Here is a 20,178-nt window from a genome sequence, read left to right on the forward strand (position 1 = left end):
CATGACGCCTGACGTGCTCGCCTGGGCGCTCGCCCAGCCGCCGGGATCGCGCGGCCATGCGTTGGCCGCGGCGTACCTGAACGGGACCTCGCGCGTGACCTTCGAGGGACGGACGGTCGAGTACCGCTCGATCCGCGACATCGCCGCGGCGTTGGAGGCGCTGTTCGGGGCCGCGAACGCGGCGCCGCGCCGGCCGGCCGTGACCGTCGCCGTGGTGGGGGACGGCTTCCGGTGAGCCTGCGTCGCCGGGCCTTGGCGGCCGTCCGTGCCGCCCTCAGCGCCTTCGCGGCGGCCCGCGACCCTGCCGGCCGCCCGCCGTGGCGGCCGCCGCGCGGCGGCCCCAACTTGGCGACCGGCCCGGCCGCGCTCACCGTCGCGGCGCGTGCCCGCGACGCCGTGCGCAACAACGCCTATGCGGCACGCATCGTAGACCTCTGGGTCGCCAACGCCGTCGGGACCGGCATCACGACGCGGTGGCCGAAGGGGTCGCCGCACGCTGAGGCGTGGGCGCGGTGGGCGGCGACGCCTGCCTGCGATGCGGAGCGCGTGTTGTCCTGGCCAGGCATTCAGGCGCTCGCCATGCGGGCCGTGGTCGAGAGCGGCGAGGCGCTGATCCGGTTCCGCCAGGTGCGGCCGACACCCGCCAACCCGGTCGGCCTCGAGCTGCTGGTGATGGAGGGCGACTGGCTCGACTGGTCTCGCACTGGCACGGTCGCCGGCAATCGGGTGGTGCAGGGGATCGAGACGGACGCGGCCGGCGCGCCGGTGGCGTATTGGCTGCTGCCGCACGATGATTCGCTGTGGCCTCTGTCCGGCCGCCCGCGCGAGCCGGAGCGGGTGCCGGCCGCCGAGATCATCCATCTGTTCCGCCGCCGCCGGCCTGGGCAGATGCGGGACGTGTCGTGGCTCGCGCCGGTGCTGTGGCCGCTGCGCGATCTCGGTCAGTACGAGGCGGCGCTGCTGCGCAAGGCCGAGATCGAGGCCTGCATGGCGGCCATCGTGACCGACGACAGCGAGGAGGCGCTGACCGGGCCGGGCGCGCATCTGCTCAGGGACGCGCGCGGGCAGGCGGTCGAGGCCTTCGAGCCGGGGATGATCCTCTACCGCCGCGGCGGCGGGACGGTGGACGTGGTGAACCCGACCTCGGGCGGCGCGCATCAGGGGTTCGCGAAGCGCACGCTCGAGGCCGCGGCGGTCGGGACCGGGCTGACCTACGACCAGGTTTCCGGCGACCTGACCCAGGCGAACTACTCCAGCCTGCGCGCCGGCAAGATCGAGTTCCGCTCGCTGCTCGCGCAGGTGCAGTACGCGATGCTGATCCCGCTGCTGGTGGATCGCGTCGCGCGTCGGTTCCATGCGGCGGGCGCGGTGCTGGGCCTGTGGCCGCCGACGCTGCCGGCGGTCACGCACGTCCCGCCGGCGCCCGAGATGGTGGACCCGCTCAAGGACTCGCTCGCGCTCAAGACACAGGTGCGGTCGCTGTTCATGCCGCCGCAGGAGGCGGTCGGGCAGTTCGGCTACGAGTGGGGCGAGGTGGTGGAGATGTTCCGCCAGGCCAACGCCGACATGGACGAGGCCGGCATCATCTCAGACATCGACCCGCGGCGCACGGCCGGCGCCGGGGGCGCGCAGGACGCCGCGCAGAACGCCGCCGTCGAGATCGCGGCGACCGGCGCGGCGCTGCCGCGCGATCAGGCCGGGACGGAGAACGCATGATGAGCGAGACGCATGAGGCCGCCGCCGGCGGCGCGGCGGCTGAGACGCGCGGCGGCCCGACGATGCGGCTCGAGGCGCGCTTCGCGCCGCGCAGCCTGGACGCCGAGGCGCGGACGGTCGAGGTCACCTGGACTACCGGCGCGGCGGTCATGCGGCGCGACTTCCTGACCGGCGAGTCCTGGATCGAGGAGCTCGAGATCAGCGAGCGCGCGATCGACCTCTCGCGCCTCAACGCCGGCGCGCCGGTGCTCAACACGCACCGCGACTGGGACCTCGGCGACGTGATCGGCGTCGTGGAGCGCGCCTGGATCGAGAGGGGAGAGGGCAGAGCCAAGCTCCGATTCTCGGCGCGCGAGGAGGTCGAGCCGATCTTCGCCGACATCCGCGCCGGCATCGTCCGCAATGTGTCCGTCGGCTACTTCGTCTCCGAGTGGAAGGAGACTCGGCGCGACGACGGCATGCGCGTCCGCCGCGCCGTGCGCTGGCAGCCGGCGGAGATCTCCCTCGTCCCTGTCCCGGCCGATGCCAGTGCGCAGGTGCGCGCGGCCGAGGCGTCCGCGACCGCGGCGCTGCCTGGCGATCCCAATCCGAAGGAGGGCCGAATGGCCGAACCCGTCGTCGAGGGGCCGGTTTCTCCGGCCCAGAACCACGCTGACACCGCCGCCGCTGTCGAGCAGGCCCGTGCGGCGGAGCGCGCCCGCATCGCGGCGCTGCGCGAGGTGACCGAGACCGCCTCGGCGATCCTCGACCGCGCCGCCGCCGCGGCGCTGGAGAAGCGCGCGGTGGATGAGAGCTGGGCCCCGGAGCAGCTCCGCTCCGCGCTGTTCGAGGCGATCGTAGCCGAGGGGGCCAGGGTGAAGGCGCCGCCGCTGACCCCAGTGTCCCGCATGGGCGTCTCTGGCGATGACCCGGCGGCGCTGATCGACGCGATGGCCGACGCCATCGTGGTCCGCACCATGCCGGGCTTCAGGCCGGCGACGGAGCGGTACCGCGAGTTCGCCTCGCTGCGCCCGACCGACATGCTGGTCGAGCTGGCGCAGGCACGTGGCGAGCGCGTGGGCCCGCGCAACCGCACGGAGCTGATCCAGCGCGCGTTCCTTTCGACGAGCGACTTCCCGCTGCTGCTCGAGAACGCCGGGAACAAGATGCTGGAGGCCGGCTACCGGGCCGCGGCGCCGAGCTTCAAGACCTTCTTCGCGCAGCGCCCGTTCAACGACTTCAAGGAGCACAAGTTCCTGACCGCGGGCGATTTCCCCGCGCTGGAGGAGCTCGCCGAGGGCGGGAACATCACCGCCGGGAGCGTCTCGGAGAAGCGCGAGGCCGTCCGGGCGAAGACCTATGCCCGGCAGATCCGGGTGACGCGCCAGATGCTGGTGGACGACGACCTCGGTGCCTTCACCGATTTCGGCGCCATGATCGGCCGCCGCGTCGCCGCCCAGGAGAACGCGTTGGCCTACGCGCTGATGGGGCTCGCCAACGGCGACGGCCCGACGCTGGCGGAGGGCAACACCACGGTGTTCGGCACCGCCGCGTCGCGGGCCAACAAGGCGACCCAGGGCGGCGTGGTCAGCCACACGACACTGGGGGCCGGCTTCGCGGCGATGCGCAGGCAGAGGTCGCTTGACGGCCTCGCGCTGAACATCACCCCGCGGTACCTCGTGTGCTCGCCGGGCATGGAGTTCGTGGCGGCGCAGTGGGCGACGGCCGCGATCGTGCCGGACCAGGCGGGCAACGTGAACGTGTTCTCCGGCCGGTACACGGTGGTCAGCGACGCCAATATCCCGGACTACCGCTGGTATCTGTTCGCGGACCCGGCCGAGGCGCCGGTGTACGTGTACGGCTACGTCAACGGGCAGTCGGCGCCGCAGATCCGCGCCCACGGCTACGTGCCGGGTACGGATGGGCTCGTGCTCGATGTCGTGCACGATTTCGCGGTCGGCGCGATCGACTTCCGCGGCGCGTACTACAACCCCGGCGCCGCCCCGACCTGATCCCCCACGGGCGGCGCGGCGCCGCCCGTCCTGCCCCGCAACCCGTAGAGGGGAGATCCCCGATGGCGAAAAACTACGTGCACGACGGCGTCCGCGTGACGGTCGCCGCGCCCTACGCGCTCACCTCTGGCGGCGGCTGCAAGGTCGGCGCCCTCTTCGGCGTCGCGCAAACGGACGCCGAGAGCGGCGCGCCGGTGGCGCTGGTTACCCAGGGCGTGTTCGATCTCGTCGCCGAGGACGCCGGCTCCGGCCAGGACCTCGCGGTCGGCGACGTCGTCTATTGGGACGACACGAACAGGCGCGCCACCAAGACGGCCACGGACAACATGCGGATCGGCGTCGCCGTCGCGGCCAAGGCGAGCACCGCGACGACCGTCCGCGTCCGCCTCACCGACGACCGTTGAGGCGGCGGCCGCCGTGCCGGACGATCCATTCTCCGCCGCGGCGGTCGTCCTCGCCCGCTCCGCGCTCGGCGCCGACGCGGTCTACACGCCGCCGGGCAGCGACCCGGTCGAGGTGCGCGTCGTCCTCTCGCGCGAGGAGGGCGACGTGCTGCCCGGCCCGGCCGGGCTGAGCGCCGCCGGCCACGCGGCGATGCTGCCGACCGCCCTGGTGCACGACCGGCCGCCGCGCGGCGCCACGCTCGCGGTCGGCGGCCAGACGTTCCGGGTCGAGACGGCCGAGCTCGACGTGACCGGCGCCGCCTGGCGCCTGACGCTGCGGCAGTAGCGTCGTGCCCACGGTCCCGGCCCGCGAGGCGGCGCTCGCCGCCATCGCCGCGCGCCTCGCCGCGGCGCTGCCCGACGTGCCGGTGGAGCGCGGCCGCCGCAGCGTCGTCGCCGAGCAGGAATGCCCGCGCCTGGTGCTGCGCATGGGCGGGCACCGCGAAGACCCGGCGGACGCCTTCGGCGCGATCCGCCTCGACTGCGAGGCCGCGATCGAGGGCTACGTCGCCGCGCCGGACGGCGCGGACGACCCCGACGCGGCGCTCGAGGCGGCGCTCAACGAGCTGCACGCGCGCTGCGCCGCCGCGCTGCTGGGCGTGGCGATCGCCTACGCCGAGGACGACGACCTGATGGTCGCTGGTGTCTCGCTCGAGCCCGATGCGCCGGCGCTCGACGCCGCTTCCGCCGCCGTCGGCGGCTTCACCTGGGCCATCCGCTTCGACCTGCGCGTGCCCGCGGTCGGCGGCCCCTACGTCGCCACCGCTCCCTGAGGGAACCCGTCCGCCATGCAAGTCCGCACCCTGCGGCCGTGCGAGATCGCCGGTCGCACCGTCCGCCCCGATCTGTGCCTCGACCTGCCCGAGGAGGAGGCGCGGCGGCTGGTCGAGGCCGGCGACGCCGAGGCCTGGCCGCCGCCCGCCCCGCCCGCCGAGGCGTCGCAGCCCGCGGCCGCCCGGCCCTTCCGTGGCCGGGCGGCGCCCGAGGACCGGGAGTAATCCGCCATGACCACGACCATCCGCAAGCGCCTGTCCATGGTCGCCTTCAGGGCCGAGACGACCCAGGGCACGGACGCCATCTCGGGCACGCCCGCTCCCGGCGACTGGGTGACCTGCCAGGCCGAGATCCGCTTCGTCCAGGACCAGACGCCGAACCCGGTCGTCACCGGCAGCTACGACGACCTGCCGCCGATCCCCGGCGGGCTGCGCGCCGAGATCGCCGTCACCCTGCCGGTGACGGGCTCCGGCGCCGCCGGCACCGCGCCCGAGTGGGGCAAGCTCCTGCTCGCCTGCCGCATGGTCGAGACCGTCACGGCCGCCGCCGTCGGCGCCCCGACCGCGGCGACCGCCGGCACGGCGACGACGGTGACGGCCGCCACCCCGTTCGGCACCACGGCGCAGCAGTACCGTGGCATGCCGATCCTGCTGAGCGGCAACCCCGCCGCGGGCAGCACCGACGTCGTGCTCGACTACACCGCCGGTCGCGTCGTCACCCTGGCGAAGTCGTATTCGCCGGCGCTGGACACCAGCACGCTGCTGCAGATCCCGATCAACGTGCTGTACAGGCCGACCAGCGACGAGACGCAGGAGAAGTCGCTGACCTGCTACGCCTACGAGGACGGGCTGCGGCACAAGATCCTCGGCTGCAAGGGCTCGTGGTCGGTCGCGCTCGCCGCCGGCCGGCACGCGATGCTGACGGTGCGGCTGACCGGCATGGTCGCCGCGATGAACGAGGCCGTGGCGCTGCCGACGAACTACACGCCGCTGACGCGCCAGCCGCCGCGCTGGGCCGGAGGCGTGGCACAGCTCAACCGGGCGCTGGCGGCGTGCGCGACGGCGAGCTGGGACATGGCGGTGCGCACCGCCTACCCGGAGAACCCCGAGGCCGGCGAGGGCTTCGACCCGCCGATCATCACCGGCGCGGCGCCGCGCATCACCCTCGACCCGTTCAGCCACGCCACCAACACGCCGTCGCGCTCCGGCGCCTTCCGCGCCGGCACGCCGATGCCCTTCGCGGCGCAGTGGGGCAGCGTGGCGGGCAACCGCTTCGCGCTGTCCTGCCCCTCGGCGCAGGTCGTGGACCTGCAGCCGCAGGAGCGGAGCGAGCTCGGCGTGGACGCGATCGCGCTGGCGCCCGACACGCCGGACGCGACGATGTTCCTGGCCTGCTTCTGAGGCCCCCCATGGCGGAGACCCACGTCACCGGCGTGCGGCAGCGCGAGGCCGTCGAGATCGCCGGGCGGCGATACGTGCTGCGGCCGATCACCTACGGCGAGGCGGCGGAGATCGAGGCGGAGCGCGCCGGCGCCTTCCATGGCGGCCCGGCGATGCTCAACGAGGCCGTGCGCCGGGCGCTCGAGCGCCGGCACGGCGCGGAGGCGGCGGCGTACATCGCGGCGGTGGACGCGCACGAGGAGGCCGACACGGTGGCCGCTTCGGTCATCCTGACGCGCCCGCACCCGCAGGAGCCGCCGGAGGAGCATGCGCGCTACCGTGCCGAGCTGCGTGCCGCCCAGGCCGAGGTGCTGCGGACGGCCCGCCGGCGGGCGCTGGCGGAGGCCACGGTGGCCGACGACCCGGAGGTGGTGGCCGAGCGGGCGGCGCTGGCGCGCGCGGACCGGCGCGCCCGGATGGCGCTGCTGCGCGCCTCGCTGGCGGCGTGGGAGGGCGATGGGCTGCCGGACTGGCGGCGCGAGCGCGACGGCCCGGCGAGCGAGGAGATGCTGGCGGCGCTGCCGCTCGCCGACGTCGAGGCGCTGCTCGCGCGCGCCGAGGCGCTGCGCCGGCCGGGAGCGGTCGAGGGAAAAGCCTGAGGGCTGCGCTGCTCGTCCTGCGCAGCCCGCGCGACTTCGCGGTGGGCGCCCGGCCGCCGGGGGGCGGGCGCTGGGTGATCCCGGCGGCGGGCGAGGACCAGCCGGAGATGGAGTGGCGGGCCAACCCGCGGCTCGCCTGCCCGCCGGGGGCGCTGCACGCGGTGCGGCTGTGGTACCTGAGCCGCGGCGGGATGGGCGGGTTGGGGCCGCTGCCGGACGCGGGCGGCGTCAACGACCAGGCGGCGTGGCTGATGCACGCCTTCAACGTCCTCGCCGCGGCGGACGACGCCTGGAGCGAGGGCGAGCGGGAGCGTCGGCGGGGGTAGCTCAGCCGTCCTCGGCTAGAAGTTCGGCACCATCCCGGTCGCGCGGTACATGTCCACGCAGGCCCGGTGGACCTGGGCGCCGGCGATCATCGCGTCGAGGCGGACCAGGCTGCGGTCCGGGTACATGGCGGCGGCCATCTGCGCGCGGGCAGCGCAGACGGCCGCGGCCTGCTGGTCGCGCACCGTAGCGGCGCGGGCTTGCGCCATGGTTTGGACGCGCTGGCGAAGGCGCTCTTCCTCTTCGCGGATCTTGGCCTCGCGCGCGGCGTCGGCGGCTTGCCGCTCTCTTCGACTGGCTCGGGGGCCGGGCGCCGGCGGCAATCCATCCTCGGCGGCGTTCTCTTCCGCGGCCCGCCTAAGGGCGGTCGGCAGATCGGGCGAGCCGGCGAGGGCGAGGGCCACGAGGCGTTCCTCGCGCCGTATGCGCTCATGCGCTTGCCGCTCCCATGGCGGCACTTCAGCGGGCGGCGAAGGCAGGACGAACTGCGACGGCTGAGCGGCGCAGCCCACCAGCGCCGCGCACACGGCGGCAGCAACCGACGCTCGACGCATCTGGTCTCCTTTCAGGGCCGCAGGCGACGGCCCGCCCGACCGTAACCCCCTGGAATCCGGCAGCGCAACAGAATGATCGCCATCCGCGTCTCCGGCGGCGTGCGGCCCGATGCCGTGCGCGCGGCGCAGTCGGACATCCTCCTCGCGCTCAAGGCGGCGGTCACCGGCGCGACGCAGTTCGCCCTGGCCCGCATGCGCGAGGAGATCCGCGCGCGCAGCACCAGCCGCCGCCTGCCCAATGTCATCGGCGCCGAGGTCCACCCGCGCGGCGCGCGGCTCGCCTACAACCCCACCGGCGTGATCTTTCCGCGCGGCCGGCAGGCCGAGACGATCCTCCGGCAGATGGCCGAGGGCGCGGTGATCACCGTGCGGGACCGCAAGGCCCTCGCGATTCCCTTGCACAACCAGCGCGACGGGCGCGGCCGGCTGCTGCCGCCGAGCGCCTTTCCTGGCCTCGTCTACATCCCGAACCACAGGCGCCGCGGCGTCTCGATCGGCGTGCTCGCGATCCCTTCCAGCCGGCGGGCGCGCGGCGTGCTGACGGCGCGCAGCCGCCGCATGCAGGCCGCGAAGTCGCGCGCCCGCGTGCAGTCCGGCATCGGGGAGGACTTCATCGCCATGTTCGTCCTGGTGCGCACCGCGCGCATCCCGCGCGTGTTCGACCCCGCCGCCATCATGCGCGAGGCGCAGGAGCAGATGCCGGCGCTGATGGACCGCGCGCTCGCCACCGTCGGCGCCGCGGGAGGCGGCCGCTGATGGCGCAGTCCTACTCCTTCCGCCTCTCCGCCGAGGGCCTGGAGCAGTTCCGCCAGCAGATGCAGGAGGCGGCGAGGAGCAACGAGGACCTCGCCAGGGCCTGGGAGACGCTGCGGACCTCCTCGCCCAGCCTCGTCTCGGCGATGGAGCGCGCGCAGCAGGCGACCGACCGCGCGGCGCAGCGGACGCAGGGCTACGCGCTGGAGACGGAGCGCGCGGCGCAGAATACCGGCGTCCTCGGCCGGGCGCTGGCCCAGGTCGGCGGCCAGGTGCAGGGCTTCGCCGGGCAGCTCGGCATCGGCAGCACGGCGCTGTCCGGCTTCTCCCAGGCGGGCACGGCGGGCATGTCCGCGCTCGGCGTGGCGGCGGCGGCTGCCACGGCGGCCGTCGCCACGCTCGCCACGACGATGGCCGCCGGGGTGCGGGCGGCGGAGGAATTCGAGCGGCTGGGCATGCGGACCGACGCGGTGCTGCGCGCTACCGGCCACACCGCCGGCCTCACCGCCGAGCAGATCCGCGCCATGTCGCAGGAGATCGCGCGGGGGACGCTCGCCAGCACCGAGGGGGTCGAGGCGGCGGCGCAGAAGCTGCTCACCTTCCGCAGCATCGCCGGCCAGACCTTCGAGCGCGCGCTGCGCGCGGCGCAGGACCTGGCCGCGGTCGGCTTCGGCACCATCGAGAGCGCCGCGGTGCAGCTCGGCCGGGCGCTGGACAATCCGGCCGAGGGGCTCTCCGCCCTGACGCGCATCGGCGTCGTCTTCACCGCCGAGCAGAAGCGGGTGATCGAGGCGCTCGTCGAGACCGGCGAGGTGGCGGAGGCGCAGCGCGTCATCCTCGAGGCGCTGGAGCGCCGGGTGGGCGGCGCCGGCGCGGCGGAAGCGGGCGGGCTGGCCGGCGCCTACGACACGCTGAGCCAGAACGTGCAGGAGTTCCTGGTCCGCATCGGCAACCTCGGGCCGCTGCAGGCCGCCACCGCGGCGATCAACGGCCTCGCCGCGGCGGTCGGGGCGCTGGACGGCGCGCTGAAGGGGGTCATCGGCTTCTACAGCGCCGAGGCGGTGGCGGCGCGGGCGGTGGAGAGCGCCCGGGCCGGGCTGGCGACGGCGCAGGGCGGCGCCGCGGGGGCGCGCCGCGGCGCCGTGCGGCAGGGCCTGCTCGGCGTCGCCGCCGAGCAGGCCGGCGAGAGCGCCGACGCGGTCTATCAGCAGCAGGTCGCCGAGGCGGCGCGGCGGCTGGAGGAGGCGGAGATCCGCCTCATCGAGATCCAGGAGCGCGCCGAGCGCGAGCGCACCGAGGTCGCGATCCGCGGCGCCGAGGAGCGGGCGCGGATCGAGGCCGAGGCCGCCCGCGGCGCCTACGAGGCGCTGCGCGAGAGCACCGACCGGCGCATCGGCATCGAGCGCGCCTACCAGCGCGAGGTCACCACCATCCGCCGCGCGCTGGCCTCGGGCGTGATCGAGCTGGCGGAGGCGGAGCAGCAGCTCGCCGCGGCGCTGCAGCGCCGCGACGAGGCGCTGCAGCGGGCGGAGCGGTCGGCCGACCAGGCGGCGCGCGCGGCGCGGGGCCGGGCCGACCAGGCGGCGCGCGAGGCGCAGCGCCTGGCCGAGCAGCAGGCCCGTGAGCAGCAGCGATTCGAGGAGCAGCAGAAGCGCGAATGGCAGCGCGCGATCGAGGAACAGCGCCGGGCGGTCGAGCGCGCGGAGGAGGCGCGGCAGCGCCAGGCGGAGCGCGTCACCGACTCCATCGTGAACTACGCGAGCGACCGCTTCGCCGACCTGTTCAGCAGGAACTCGCGCGGCTGGCAGGGGATGCTCGAGACCTTCGAGCGCACCTTCCGCTCGCTGATGGCGCGGATCGCGGCGGAGGCGATCATCCGGCCGGTCGTGCAGCCGATCGTGGCGGGGCTGTTCGGCGACGCCGGCGCGGTGTCGATCCTGGGGCCGCTGTTCGGCGGCGGCGGCGGCCGGTCCGTGCTCGTGTCGCCCGCGGGCGGTGTGCTGGGCTACGGCGCCCCGGTCAGCCTGGGCGGGGAGCCAAAGGCCGGCGTCGGCGTCGGCGGCGGCGGGGGCGGGCTGTTCGGCGTCGGCGGCCTGAACATCAACTCGCTTGGCTACCTCACCTCGATCTACCGCTTCCTGTCGGGCCAGGGCATCGGGTCCGTCGGCATTCCGTTGATCGACTCGTTCCTGCAGGCCCCCGTGTTCGGGAGCGCGACGGCCGCTGCGCCGGGCACCCTGGGGCTCGGCTCCGTCGAGGCCCTGCAGGCCGCGCTGCCCGCCGGGCCCTTGCCGGTGCTCACATACGGCTCCGCGCTGAGCGGCCTGGCCGGCATCGCCGGCGGCGCCTACGGGATCTACTCGGGCTTGCAGCGCGGCGGCGTCGGCGGCTACACCCAGGCCGCCGGCGGCGCGCTGATGGGGGCGAGCGCGGCCGCGTCGTCCGGCCTGCTCGGCGCTGCCGCGGCGGCCAGCGCCATCCCGGTCTACGGCTGGATCGCCGGCGCCGCGCTGGCGCTCGCCAGCCTGTTCCTGCCCGGCGCCAAGACCCACCCGGGCGGCGCGATCATCCTCGGCAGCACGGGCGCGGGCGAGTTCGGGGTGCTCGACAGCCGCAGCAAGCACGTCAGCGACTTCGCGCAGATCGACGCCCAGATCCGCCAGGCGGCCGGCGAGGTCAACAGGCTGCTGTACGAGCGCGGCATCTACGTGGACCCGGCCCAGGCCGGCTCGTTCGGCTACATCGGCGTCGGCCCGGCGGCGCAGGGACATCCGAACCAGTATCCGGACATCCCCAGCATGATCATGGGGAACATCCACCGGCTGCGCTCGGACAACCCCTACGTCGAGCGGATGCTCCGCGCCGGCACGATCGGCAGCCTCGAGGAACTGATCGGCGGCGCCGACTGGATCAAGAACGTCTACGAGCCGCTGATCCGCTCCGGCGAGGCGGTGTCCACCTGGGTCGAGCGCTGGCGCCAGCTCAACCAGACCTTCGGCGAGGCGATCGAGAGCGCCCGGCGCCTCGGCCTCGCCGAGGAGGGCCTGGTCGAGGCCCGCGACCGCGCCGTGAAGCGCTTCCGCGAGGAGTGGAACGCCGAGTTCGGCGGCATCCTCGCCGGGCTAGAGGGCCGCCGGGCCATGGCCATGGGCGACCTCGCCCTCGCCGGCGGCGCCCGGATGCGGGCGTTCGACCTCCAGGCGGGCGTCGAGCGCACCGAGTTCGAGCGCCGGCTGCGCGACCTCGGTTTCGCCGAGTGGAACCCGGCCGAGATGCAGCGCCTCATGGCCGAGCTCGCGGAGGTCCAGCGCCTGGAGCGCGAGCGCCTGCAGCGCGAGATCGCGATGCAGCGCCGGCAGGCGGCTGTGCAGCAGGACCAGATCATCGCGCAGCTCGACCTCCGCCGCGCCCAGGCCGAGGAGGACGACCCCGCCTCGCGGCGCGCGCGGCTCCGCCTCTTCGACCTGGCCGCCCGGATGGAGCAGCTGGAGACGGAGGCGCGGCTCCGGTCGCTCGGCACCGATCCGGCGCGGATCGCCGAGCTGGTCGCCGAGATGCGCGAGGTGCAGCGCCTCGAGCGCGAGCGGCTGCGGCAGCAGCTTCTCGGCCAGGACCCGGCCTCGGTCGAGCGCCGCGCGCAGATCGCCGCGGCGCAGGTGACGAGCCTCGCCGACTACGCGCGCAGCCTGACCTACTCGCCGCTGTCGCCGCTCTCGCCGCAGCAGCAGTTCCGCCAGGCCGAGCGGCAGTTCCAGGCCGTCGCGGGCGCGGCGGCCGCCGGCGACTGGTCCTCGATCGCGCAGCTCCAGGGCTACGCCGACGCCTACCTGCAGGCGGCGCGCGGCGTCCACGGCTCCGGCGTCGGCTACGTCGAGGCGTTCCGCCGCGTCACCGACGCGCTGGAGCGGGTCGGCGAGATGGCGCCCGGCCAGCTCACCGACGCCATCTACCGCGAGGAGACGCGGCGGCAGACCGACACGCTGCGCGAGGAGCTGACGGCGCTGCGCCAGGAGGTGCGGCGCCTGCGCGCGGCCGTCGAACAGGGCAGCCGCGCCCCGGCGCGGATCGCCGCCTGATGCCGCTCGCGCCCTCCGGCGGCCCGCTGCTGGTCGCGATCGAGATCGACGCCGCCTCGCCCGTCGTCGGCAACTTCGAGCTCGCCCTCGGCTGGGGCACGCGCGCGCGCGGGACCGTCGAGCTCACCGGCTCGCAGCTCTCGGCCACCACCACGCTGCGCGCCAGCGATTCCGGCTACGTGACGCGGCCGACCGACCCTGGCGGTGTGCGCGCCTACCCCGCGCGCCTGGCCGAGGCGCCGGCGATCGACCGCCGCGTGCTGGTCGCCCCGTGGGAGACCGGCACCGGCGTCGCCTGGGGCCGCGCCGTCCTGCGCAATGCCGACGGCGCGCTCTCCGGCGTCGCCGCCGGCTTCAACTCGGACTCGCGCGACGTGCGCCTCTACGTCGGCCGGCGCGTCTGGGGCGCGGCGCGCGGCATCTGGCGCGAGCCCGCCTTCGCTCAGCTCTCGCTCCTGCTGCGCTGCCTCGCGGCGCCGTGGCTCGCGCAGGAGGACGCGCTGGTCGTGCCGCTGCGCGACCTGGGATACTGGCTCGAGCGGCCGATCCAGTCGGTGCTCTACGCCGGCAGCGGCGGGCTCGAGGGCGGCGAGGACCTGGCCGGCAAGCCGAAGCCGCGGGCGCGCGGCGGCAACGCCGCCAATCCGCTGCGCCGCGTCCCCGCCGTGCTCGTAGACCCCGGGAACCTCATCTTCCAGTATACGGACGGCCCCGGCGCGGTGGTCGCGCTCTACGAGGGCGGCCACACCGGCGGCATCGCCTACGCCGGGGACACGACAAACCTCTACTCGGGCAGCACGCCCCCTGGCCAGTACCGCACCGACAACAGCAAGGGCCTGTTCCAGCTCGGCTCGAACCCGGCGCACCCGATCACGGTGGACGTGACGGGGGCGTTCCCGCAGGCCGGCGCGATTGCCGCCCTTGGCGATGTCATGCGCTACACGCTGCTCGAGGACCTGCAGATGCCGACCGATCTTGTGGACGCGTCCTCGTTCGCGGCGCTGCCTACGATGATCGGCGGCTACTGGACCGGCACCGAGCCGGTGCAGGCCGTCGCGGTGCTGGACTTCTGCTTGCAGTCCATCGGCGCGAAGCTCGTGCACACGCGGGACGGCAAGCTGCGGCCGTGGCTGCTGCGCGCGCCCGACCCGGCGGCGCCGCCGGACCTGGTGCTGACCTCGGCCGCCGTCATGGATGTCGCGGTCCTCGATCTGCCCGAGGGCCTCGACCCGCCGCCATACCGGCTGCGCCTGGCGTACCAGCGCAATTGGGCCGGGCCGACGACCGCCGACCTGCACGGCAGCATCACCGCCGCCGAGCGCGGGTACATCAGCGAGCCAGCGCGGATCGCCGGATGGAGCAGCGCCACGGTGCTGTCGTCCTACCGCCGCCCGAGCGACCCGCAGGTTTTCGGCGGCGCCGTGACGCGCAAGGCTGACGCGGAGACGATCGTCGCCGGCCTGGGCGCGCTCTGGGGCGTGCGACGGCGGCTGCTCGCGGTGACGGTGCCGCTCGCCCTCGCGGTCAACGCCGACGTCGGGCAGCGCGTCTGGATCGAGTACCCGCTCGACGACCTGCGCCAGGGCCGCGCCGGCGCCATCGTCGGCGAGCGGCTGCGCGTGCTGGAGGACGACGTGGCCGTGCTGGAAATCCTCGTATGAGCAACGCGGTCTTCGGCTGGAACAACCACCTGCTGACCGCGGCGCTCACCGCCGGCAGCGAGGCCAGCGAGCTCCCGGTGAGCAACCTCGTGACCGAGCATGGCGACCCCGCGTCGTCGTGGCAGACCGCCGTCGGCGTGCTGACGCCGCAGGCCGGCGCGTGGTTCGCCGCCGACACGGGACTCGCCAACAGCCGCTGGCGCGCCTTCGCGCTGGCGCGGACCAACCTGACCCCGGGGGCACGGGTGCGCTGGCGCGTCGGCGGCCGGGACAGCATCGTCGAGCGCACCCCGGCGGCGCTGCTCGACTTCGCGCCGGGGTTCTCGCTGCCTTCGGGCGCGACCTTCACGCGCGCGACCAAGGCGCGGGCGTTCGATGCGGCCGGCACGCTGACCGAGTTCGGCGCGGGCGTGCCGCGCGAGGGTTACGACCCGGTCACGCTCGCGTATCTCGGCCACATCTTCGAGCCGCAGGCGCGGACCAACGGCATCCGCAACCCGCGCGGCGAGGGCGCGTCCACCGGCTCGCCCGGCGGCACCCCGACCAACTGGACCGTCGGCGGGACGCTCAACGGGATGACCCGCTCCGTCACGGCCTCCGTGACCGAGAGCGGCATCCCGGGCATCGACCTGGGCTATGCGGGCACGCCGACCGCGACCTTCAACCGGGACTGCATCTTCGACACCAGCACGGCCGTAGCCGCGGCGCAGGGCCAGACCTGGACCGCGAGCGTCTATCTCCGCCTGGTCTCCGGCTCGACGACCAACGTGACGCTCACCCTGTTCCTGCAGGAGCTCGACTCCGGCGGCGCGGTGCTCGCCTCCTACACCGCTGCGGTGGCGCCGACGGGCGATCCGCTGCGCACGCAGCGGGCATCGGTGACGGCGACCTTCGCCAACGCCTCGACCGCCTACACCAGGATGTTCCTGCGTTATGCGTTCACGAACGGCCAGGCGGCGGACGTGACGCTGCGCATCGGCGCGCCGCAGCTCGAGCAGGGCGGACATGCCAGCCTGCCGATCCTGCCCGATGTCGGCTCGCCGGCGGCCACGACGCGCAACGCCGACGTTCTGACCTGGGCGCCGGGCGACAACTACCGCAACAGTCCGGACGGCGGCGCCCTGTTCGCCGAATTCGTCGTCGCCGAGACCGGCGTCGGCACCGGCACGGCCGACATCCGCCTCGACGACGGCTCCAACAGCAACCGGGTGACGATCCGATACACGCCGAGCACCGGGATGGTGGACGGCCTGCTGCACGAGGGCGGCACGATCCGCGCCGACACCTCCAACATCCCGGTCTCGGTCGGCGCCACGGTCCGCACCGTCATGGTGTGGGACGACACGACGTTCACGGGCGCGACGAACGGCACTGCGCACAGCACGCACGCCCCGGCGGCGATGCCGGCGACGCTGACCCGCCTCGCGCTGGTCGGCTCGGCGGTCGCGGCCACGCTGGGGGTCCGTCGGATCGCGGTTTACACTCCGGCCCTCAACGACGGGTCGCGCCTGCAGATCAGCACGGACGGCAGCACGCTCGACGGCGCCGCCGCCTACGACAGCGGGTGGCTGGATGACGGCATCCCGCGTGCGGCCTCGCAGCGCGTGCACGTCGCGCCCGCGGAGATCGCGGGGCGCTACGCGCGCTGCGACATCGAGGACCCGTCGAACGGAGACGGCTTCGTCCGCGTCGCGCTCGCCTACGCCGGGCCGGCCTGGCAGCCACGTTTCAACTTCCACCCGGAGACGGTGTTCGCCCCCGAGCGGGCAGCGCGCGAGGCGCGCACCCGCGGCGGCCAGACCTGGTACGAGCTGCTGTGGGCGGAGCGCGCCTGGGAGGTCTCGCACCAGTGGACCGAGGACGCGGACATGTGGGCGCAGCTCATGGCGATGGAGCAGGCCGCCGCGCTCGGCCGCAACGTCCTGTTCGTGCCGTTCCCCGCCAGCGCGGACCGCAACCGCGAGGCCGTGTTCGGGCCGATGCGGATGCTCGCGCCGGTCGGATTCATCGCGCCGGGGACGAAGCTGCGGACCTGGCGCGCGCGATTCTCGGAGAGGCTGTGACATGCTCGGCAACGCGATCGTCGAGACCGCCAACGCGCCCGGCACGGGCACCGTCTCGCTCATCGGCGCGGCGACCGGGCGGGTCCGCTTCCGTAGCCAGTTCGCGAGCGGCGCGAAGGTGTTCTACTGGATCCAGGACGCCACGCAGCTCGAGGCCGGCGTCGGCACGCTGACGCACGGCAGCCCGGACACGATCAGCCGGGACACGGTGCTGTGGAACAGCGCCGGGACCACGGCGAAGCTGAACTTCGCCGGCGCCTGCACAGTCTATTGCGAGGTGCCGGCGAGCCGCATGGCATACATCGGCCAGAACGGCGGGCTCAGCGTGGACGCGGCCGGCGTCTCGCTGCCGATGTACGGCGGCACGGCGACCGGCAATGCGCGGAACATCCGCGTCGCGTGCGCCCCAGCGCCGCCGGCGCTGGTGGACGGGATGCGCGTCCACTTCCGGGCTGCGTTCGCCGCCTCGACGGACTGCACGCTCCGGGTCAACAGCCTCGCGACGAAGCCGCTCAACGTGTTCCGTGCGGGCGCGCTGGTGGCGTCGTGGACCGGCGATTGGGCCGCCGGGCAGTGGCTCGACTGCTTCTACGACGCCGCGGCGGACTGCTTCGTCCTCGACCGCCCGGCCTACGCCGACTGGGCGCCGGGCGACGTGAGGACGACCTACCGCAGCACGGCCGCTGCGGGCTGGGTGCTGATGAACGACGGCTCGATCGGCGCCGCGGGGAGCGGCGCGACGACGCGCGCGAACGCCGACACCTGGCGGCTCTACGAGCTGCTGTGGAACACGGTGGCGGACACCTGGGCGCCGGTCTCGGGCGGGCGCGGGGCGAGCGCACTGGCCGACTTCAACGCCGGCAAGACGCTGACCCTGCCGCGCGCATTGGGCCGCGCGCTGGCGGTGGCCGGCGCCGGTAGCGGCTTGACCAGCCGCGCTCTCGGGCAATGGCTCGGCGCCGAGACGCACGCGCTGAGCATCGCCGAGATGCCGGCGCACAATCATACCGGCTCGACCGGCGCGGCCGGCGCGCACAGCCACACGGCGTCCGCCGATACGCAGGGCGCGCACGCGCACCTCATCGAGTTCCCGCGCGGCCTCAACGGGGTCAACCAGGCCGGCGGCGCGGGCCAGGCCATCGGCCCCTCGAGCGGCTGGTCGGACACGCAGGGCGCGCACTCACACACCATCACCGTCAATGCCGTGTCGGACCACACGCACACCGTCAGCATAGCGAATGCCGGCGGCGGCGGCGCGCACAACAACATGCAGCCGACCGGCTTCCTCAACGTGATGATCAAGCTCTGAGGGCGCCGATGGCCGAGACGACGACGCCGATCCAGGCCACGGCGCTGCGCGCGCTGATGGCCGAGGCCGCCGAGGAGGGCGCCCGCCGCGCGCTGCGCGAGATCGGCCTGCACGACGACGCCGCGGCCCGCGACGTGCGGGAGCTGCGCGGGCTGCTCGAGGCCTGGCGCGACGCCCGCCGCACCGCCTGGCGCGCGGTCGTCAAGGCGCTCACGACCGCGGTGCTGATCGCGCTGGCGATCGGCGTCGCTTCCCAGATCCGCGGCCGCTGAGGCGGATCGGCCCGCGCGGGGCGGGCCGCAGACAGGAGACCACACAATGCGGACCACCATCGCGGGCGCCGCCCTGGCGGCGCTCTCCGTCGCCGCGTGCGCGCAGTTCGACCAGCGCGCCGCGATCGACGCGGCGGCGTGCGCCATCACGCTGGGCGCGCGGGTCGAGGCGATCGCGCGCAACGACGACCTCTCCGACCGCGAGAAGGCGATCGAGGCGGCGGTGGCCTCGCTCGGCCATCTCGCCGCCGATCCCGCCTGCCAGGCGGCGATCGAGGCGCTGCGGCAGCGGCGGCCGGAGGGCGGGGCATGAAGGCGGCCCTGCTCTCCCTGCTGCGCCACGCCCTGACCTACGGGGCCGGCTGGCTCGCGGCCAAGGGCTGGTTGGACACCGGGACGGCGCATGAGGCGGCGAGCGCGCTGGTGGTGCTGTTCGCCGCCATCTGGTCGGCGGTGGAACGGCGCGCGGCGGTGGCCGAGGCAGCGCAGACGCGGGCGACGGAGGCGGGCAATGCGGCGGTCGAGCGCGACCGCGCTGCTGGCGGCGCTGAGCAGCGCCTGCGCGACGGCACCTTCTGAGCCGCGGCTGCCGCGGCCGTTCTGCCCGCCGCTCGCCGTCTACGACCGCGAGGCGCAGCGACGCGCGTTGGCCGAGATGGAGCAGCTCGCGGGCGACTCCGAGCTGCGGCGGATGCTCTCGGACTACCACGAACTGCGCGTGCGCATCCGGGGCGTGTGCTGGTGACGGGCACGCCCCGACATCCAGGAGGCGGATCATGGACCTCGCGATCGAGGTGCTGGGGGAGCGGCTGCGGGTGCGGGCCAGCCGCTCGGGCCGGCATTGGACGCTGGTAGCCGAGCTGTTCCCCGAGGTGCGGGTGTGCGCCCTCGACCTGGCGCGGGCGAAGCTGTTGCTCGCCAAGCGGCTGAGGCCGCAGGTGGAGCGGCTGCGCAGGCGGAGGGCGGCGGGGTGACGCCGGCGCTGCTGCTGCGGCTGACGGTGCGGCCGGTGCTGGCCTGGCTTGAGGAGGCCTGCCGGATCCCGCACACGGCGGAGGCGGAGCGGCTGTTGCTCGCCATCGCGGTGCAGGAGAGCGGGCTGCGGCACCGGCGCCAGGTGCCGGTCGCGCACGCGATGGGGTTCTGGCAGTTCGAGCGGGGCGGTGGTGTGGCCGGCGTGCTGCGCCACCGGGCGACGGCGGAGCGGGCGCGCTTCGTGTGCGAGGCGCTGCTGGTGAAGCCGGAGCCGGAGACGGTGTGGGCGGCCCTGGAACAGAACGACGCGCTGGCCTGCGCCTTCGCGCGGCTGCTGCTGTGGACGGACCCGCACCCGATCCCGACCGAGGAGCGGGCGGCGTGGGCCTGCTACCTGCGGCTCTGGCGGCCGGGCAAGCCGCATCCGGAGCGGTGGCCGACGTGCTGGCGGCTGGCGGGGGAGGCGCTGCGCGGCTAGCGCCCGGCGCGCGCCGCGGCCAAAAAAAAGGGCGGGCCCGGCGGCCCGCCCCCTCGCATACCCCCTGATGCCGGTGCGCCACCGGCATTGCCGGGGGGGCGCCCCCCCCGGCGCGGGTCTGCTGTTGCCAGGACGCCGCCTTAGGTCCCCATGGCGGCTCCTGCGGCTGACCGGTCCGGCCGCAGGATGGGGGGTCACCCCCCCTTGGGGTCGGCCCCCGCCCGGTCCCTGCGGGGTCCCCGTCGCCACCGACCCAGGCCCTGGATTAGGGGGGCCTCGGCCCCCCGGCGAGGGTCGGTGGTCTAGTCCGGACACCACCGCCGCGCCTCTCGGCGCGGCACCGGACCAGTGCGCAGGGCACCACCCCTGCGCCGGCTGACAGCTCGGCCATCGCCCCCCCGGTGCGAGGGGGGCGGCCTTCCGTCGCGCTCAGGCCCCCTGGCGGGCCTGCCGGACGCCTCCCAGCCGCGAGGCCTCCGGTCGGTGGTGCTCTGGCGCCCCCCTTGGGGGGGGGCGCCCCCACCACCTGCTGACAGGGGTGACTATGCTACCAGCCAGCCCCGAGCGCAAGAGCGACAATGTTGTCACCAGTCCTGGGCGCCAATTTGGCAATGGCCGCCGCCGCGCGGGACGGCGCGCGTTCGTGCTACGGGGTTTGCTACGACCCTGCGCGCCGGATCGGCCGCCCTGACCGGTCGGACCGCGCGCGGAAGGCCGCAGAACGGCTAGGTTTCAGGCTGCGCCTGCGGTT

General features: G+C 74.8%; 21 protein-coding genes. 20 read left to right on the forward strand and 1 reads right to left on the reverse strand.

Annotated features, from left to right (window positions below; genetic code table 11):
* Position 1 precedes the first annotated feature (1 nt).
* The 10 genes from IEX99_RS21500 to IEX99_RS21545 all read left to right on the forward strand — a co-directional run bounded on the left by IEX99_RS21500 (position 2) and on the right by IEX99_RS21545 (position 7,288).
* Positions 2-235 carry a phage head-tail joining protein gene (locus tag IEX99_RS21500; protein ID WP_188904160.1) on the forward strand — a complete coding sequence of 78 codons (234 nt, stop codon included), beginning with the start codon at positions 2-4 and terminating at the stop codon, positions 233-235.
* The gene (locus IEX99_RS21505; protein WP_268237532.1) at positions 232-1,716 is read left to right on the forward strand and encodes a phage portal protein; all 1,485 of its coding nucleotides are present in this window, start codon (positions 232-234) and stop codon (positions 1,714-1,716) included. Before IEX99_RS21500 ends, IEX99_RS21505 begins: the two co-directional genes overlap by 4 nt.
* A complete protein-coding gene (locus IEX99_RS21510) occupies positions 1,716-3,707 on the forward strand; it encodes a prohead protease/major capsid protein fusion protein (protein ID WP_188904162.1) in 1,992 nt (663 codons plus the stop codon). The genes IEX99_RS21505 and IEX99_RS21510 overlap by 1 nt, the downstream gene beginning before the upstream one ends.
* A gap of 62 nt (positions 3,708-3,769) precedes the next feature.
* Entirely contained in the window at positions 3,770-4,111 is a 342-nt protein-coding gene (locus IEX99_RS21515) for a DUF2190 family protein (RefSeq protein ID WP_188904164.1), read from the forward strand.
* A 13-nt stretch (positions 4,112-4,124) separates the two neighbouring features.
* On the forward strand, positions 4,125-4,436 hold the full coding sequence (locus IEX99_RS21520; protein ID WP_188904166.1) for a head-tail joining protein: 312 nt from the start codon (positions 4,125-4,127) through the stop codon (positions 4,434-4,436).
* A gap of 4 nt (positions 4,437-4,440) precedes the next feature.
* Positions 4,441-4,923 (forward strand): hypothetical protein, encoded by a 483-nt coding sequence (locus IEX99_RS21525; RefSeq protein WP_188904168.1) that lies wholly within the window; start codon positions 4,441-4,443, stop codon positions 4,921-4,923.
* A 15-nt stretch (positions 4,924-4,938) separates the two neighbouring features.
* A complete protein-coding gene (locus IEX99_RS21530) occupies positions 4,939-5,148 on the forward strand; it encodes a hypothetical protein (protein WP_188904170.1) in 210 nt (69 codons plus the stop codon).
* 6 nt (positions 5,149-5,154) lie between these two features.
* The gene (locus tag IEX99_RS21535; protein WP_188904172.1) at positions 5,155-6,324 is read left to right on the forward strand and encodes a hypothetical protein; all 1,170 of its coding nucleotides are present in this window, start codon (positions 5,155-5,157) and stop codon (positions 6,322-6,324) included.
* An 8-nt stretch (positions 6,325-6,332) separates the two neighbouring features.
* Positions 6,333-6,962, forward strand: coding sequence for a hypothetical protein (locus IEX99_RS21540; protein WP_188904174.1), 630 nt, complete (start codon positions 6,333-6,335; stop codon positions 6,960-6,962).
* A gap of 41 nt (positions 6,963-7,003) precedes the next feature.
* Positions 7,004-7,288, forward strand: coding sequence for a hypothetical protein (locus tag IEX99_RS21545; protein ID WP_188904176.1), 285 nt, complete (start codon positions 7,004-7,006; stop codon positions 7,286-7,288).
* Positions 7,289-7,303: 15 nt separating this feature from the next.
* On the opposite strand, the gene IEX99_RS21550 is transcribed toward IEX99_RS21545, so the two are convergent.
* On the reverse strand, positions 7,304-7,840 hold the full coding sequence (locus tag IEX99_RS21550; RefSeq protein WP_188904178.1) for a hypothetical protein: 537 nt from the start codon (positions 7,838-7,840) through the stop codon (positions 7,304-7,306).
* A gap of 72 nt (positions 7,841-7,912) precedes the next feature.
* Here IEX99_RS21550 and IEX99_RS21555 point away from each other — a divergent pair, with 72 nt between their 5' ends.
* From IEX99_RS21555 to IEX99_RS21600, 10 genes are all read left to right on the forward strand, one after another.
* On the forward strand, positions 7,913-8,596 hold the full coding sequence (locus IEX99_RS21555; protein WP_188904180.1) for a hypothetical protein: 684 nt from the start codon (positions 7,913-7,915) through the stop codon (positions 8,594-8,596).
* Positions 8,596-12,669, forward strand: coding sequence for a phage tail length tape measure family protein (locus tag IEX99_RS22735; protein WP_188904182.1), 4,074 nt, complete (start codon positions 8,596-8,598; stop codon positions 12,667-12,669). The genes IEX99_RS21555 and IEX99_RS22735 overlap by 1 nt, the downstream gene beginning before the upstream one ends.
* Positions 12,669-14,330, forward strand: coding sequence for a hypothetical protein (locus IEX99_RS21565; RefSeq protein WP_188904184.1), 1,662 nt, complete (start codon positions 12,669-12,671; stop codon positions 14,328-14,330). Before IEX99_RS22735 ends, IEX99_RS21565 begins: the two co-directional genes overlap by 1 nt.
* Positions 14,327-16,393 (forward strand): hypothetical protein, encoded by a 2,067-nt coding sequence (locus tag IEX99_RS21570; protein WP_188904187.1) that lies wholly within the window; start codon positions 14,327-14,329, stop codon positions 16,391-16,393. The genes IEX99_RS21565 and IEX99_RS21570 overlap by 4 nt, the downstream gene beginning before the upstream one ends.
* Position 16,394: 1 nt before the next feature.
* Positions 16,395-17,702, forward strand: a complete 1,308-nt coding sequence (locus IEX99_RS21575; RefSeq protein WP_188904190.1) for a phage tail protein — start codon at positions 16,395-16,397, stop codon at positions 17,700-17,702.
* Between the two features lie 8 nt (positions 17,703-17,710).
* Positions 17,711-17,974, forward strand: coding sequence for a DUF6127 family protein (locus IEX99_RS21580; protein WP_188904192.1), 264 nt, complete (start codon positions 17,711-17,713; stop codon positions 17,972-17,974).
* Between the two features lie 46 nt (positions 17,975-18,020).
* A complete protein-coding gene (locus IEX99_RS21585; RefSeq protein ID WP_188904194.1) occupies positions 18,021-18,287 on the forward strand; it encodes a hypothetical protein in 267 nt (88 codons plus the stop codon).
* Positions 18,284-18,553, forward strand: coding sequence for a Pam3-gp28 family putative phage holin (locus tag IEX99_RS21590; protein ID WP_188904195.1), 270 nt, complete (start codon positions 18,284-18,286; stop codon positions 18,551-18,553). Before IEX99_RS21585 ends, IEX99_RS21590 begins: the two co-directional genes overlap by 4 nt.
* A gap of 197 nt (positions 18,554-18,750) precedes the next feature.
* Complete coding sequence (locus IEX99_RS21595; protein WP_188904197.1) at positions 18,751-18,948, forward strand: hypothetical protein; 198 nt, start codon at positions 18,751-18,753, stop codon at positions 18,946-18,948.
* Positions 18,945-19,427: a hypothetical protein gene (locus IEX99_RS21600; protein WP_229678208.1), complete on the forward strand. Its 483-nt coding sequence runs from the start codon at positions 18,945-18,947 to the stop codon at positions 19,425-19,427. The genes IEX99_RS21595 and IEX99_RS21600 overlap by 4 nt, the downstream gene beginning before the upstream one ends.
* The last annotated feature ends 751 nt before the right edge of the window (positions 19,428-20,178 follow it).

The organism is Caldovatus sediminis (assembly GCF_014644455.1).
GTDB classification, from domain to species: Bacteria; Pseudomonadota; Alphaproteobacteria; order Acetobacterales; family Acetobacteraceae; genus Caldovatus; species Caldovatus sediminis.

What these genes read in the sequence shown, in the direction of transcription:
- IEX99_RS21595 (WP_188904197.1), top strand. Translation starts at nt 18,751, where the DNA reads ATGGACCTCGCGATCGAGGTGCTGGGGGAGCGGCTGCGGGTGCGGGCC.
- IEX99_RS21500 (WP_188904160.1), top strand. Translation starts at nt 2, where the DNA reads ATGACGCCTGACGTGCTCGCCTGGGCGCTCGCCCAGCCGCCGGGATCG.
- IEX99_RS21515 (WP_188904164.1), top strand. Translation starts at nt 3,770, where the DNA reads ATGGCGAAAAACTACGTGCACGACGGCGTCCGCGTGACGGTCGCCGCG.
- IEX99_RS21570 (WP_188904187.1), top strand. Translation starts at nt 14,327, where the DNA reads ATGAGCAACGCGGTCTTCGGCTGGAACAACCACCTGCTGACCGCGGCG.
- IEX99_RS22735 (WP_188904182.1), top strand. Translation starts at nt 8,596, where the DNA reads ATGGCGCAGTCCTACTCCTTCCGCCTCTCCGCCGAGGGCCTGGAGCAG.
- IEX99_RS21555 (WP_188904180.1), top strand. Translation starts at nt 7,913, where the DNA reads ATGATCGCCATCCGCGTCTCCGGCGGCGTGCGGCCCGATGCCGTGCGC.
- IEX99_RS21575 (WP_188904190.1), top strand. Translation starts at nt 16,395, where the DNA reads ATGCTCGGCAACGCGATCGTCGAGACCGCCAACGCGCCCGGCACGGGC.
- IEX99_RS21585 (WP_188904194.1), top strand. Translation starts at nt 18,021, where the DNA reads ATGCGGACCACCATCGCGGGCGCCGCCCTGGCGGCGCTCTCCGTCGCC.
- IEX99_RS21565 (WP_188904184.1), top strand. Translation starts at nt 12,669, where the DNA reads ATGCCGCTCGCGCCCTCCGGCGGCCCGCTGCTGGTCGCGATCGAGATC.
- IEX99_RS21535 (WP_188904172.1), top strand. Translation starts at nt 5,155, where the DNA reads ATGACCACGACCATCCGCAAGCGCCTGTCCATGGTCGCCTTCAGGGCC.
- IEX99_RS21540 (WP_188904174.1), top strand. Translation starts at nt 6,333, where the DNA reads ATGGCGGAGACCCACGTCACCGGCGTGCGGCAGCGCGAGGCCGTCGAG.
- IEX99_RS21550 (WP_188904178.1), bottom strand. Translation starts at nt 7,840, where the DNA reads ATGCGTCGAGCGTCGGTTGCTGCCGCCGTGTGCGCGGCGCTGGTGGGC.
- IEX99_RS21590 (WP_188904195.1), top strand. Translation starts at nt 18,284, where the DNA reads ATGAAGGCGGCCCTGCTCTCCCTGCTGCGCCACGCCCTGACCTACGGG.
- IEX99_RS21580 (WP_188904192.1), top strand. Translation starts at nt 17,711, where the DNA reads ATGGCCGAGACGACGACGCCGATCCAGGCCACGGCGCTGCGCGCGCTG.
- IEX99_RS21530 (WP_188904170.1), top strand. Translation starts at nt 4,939, where the DNA reads ATGCAAGTCCGCACCCTGCGGCCGTGCGAGATCGCCGGTCGCACCGTC.
- IEX99_RS21510 (WP_188904162.1), top strand. Translation starts at nt 1,716, where the DNA reads ATGAGCGAGACGCATGAGGCCGCCGCCGGCGGCGCGGCGGCTGAGACG.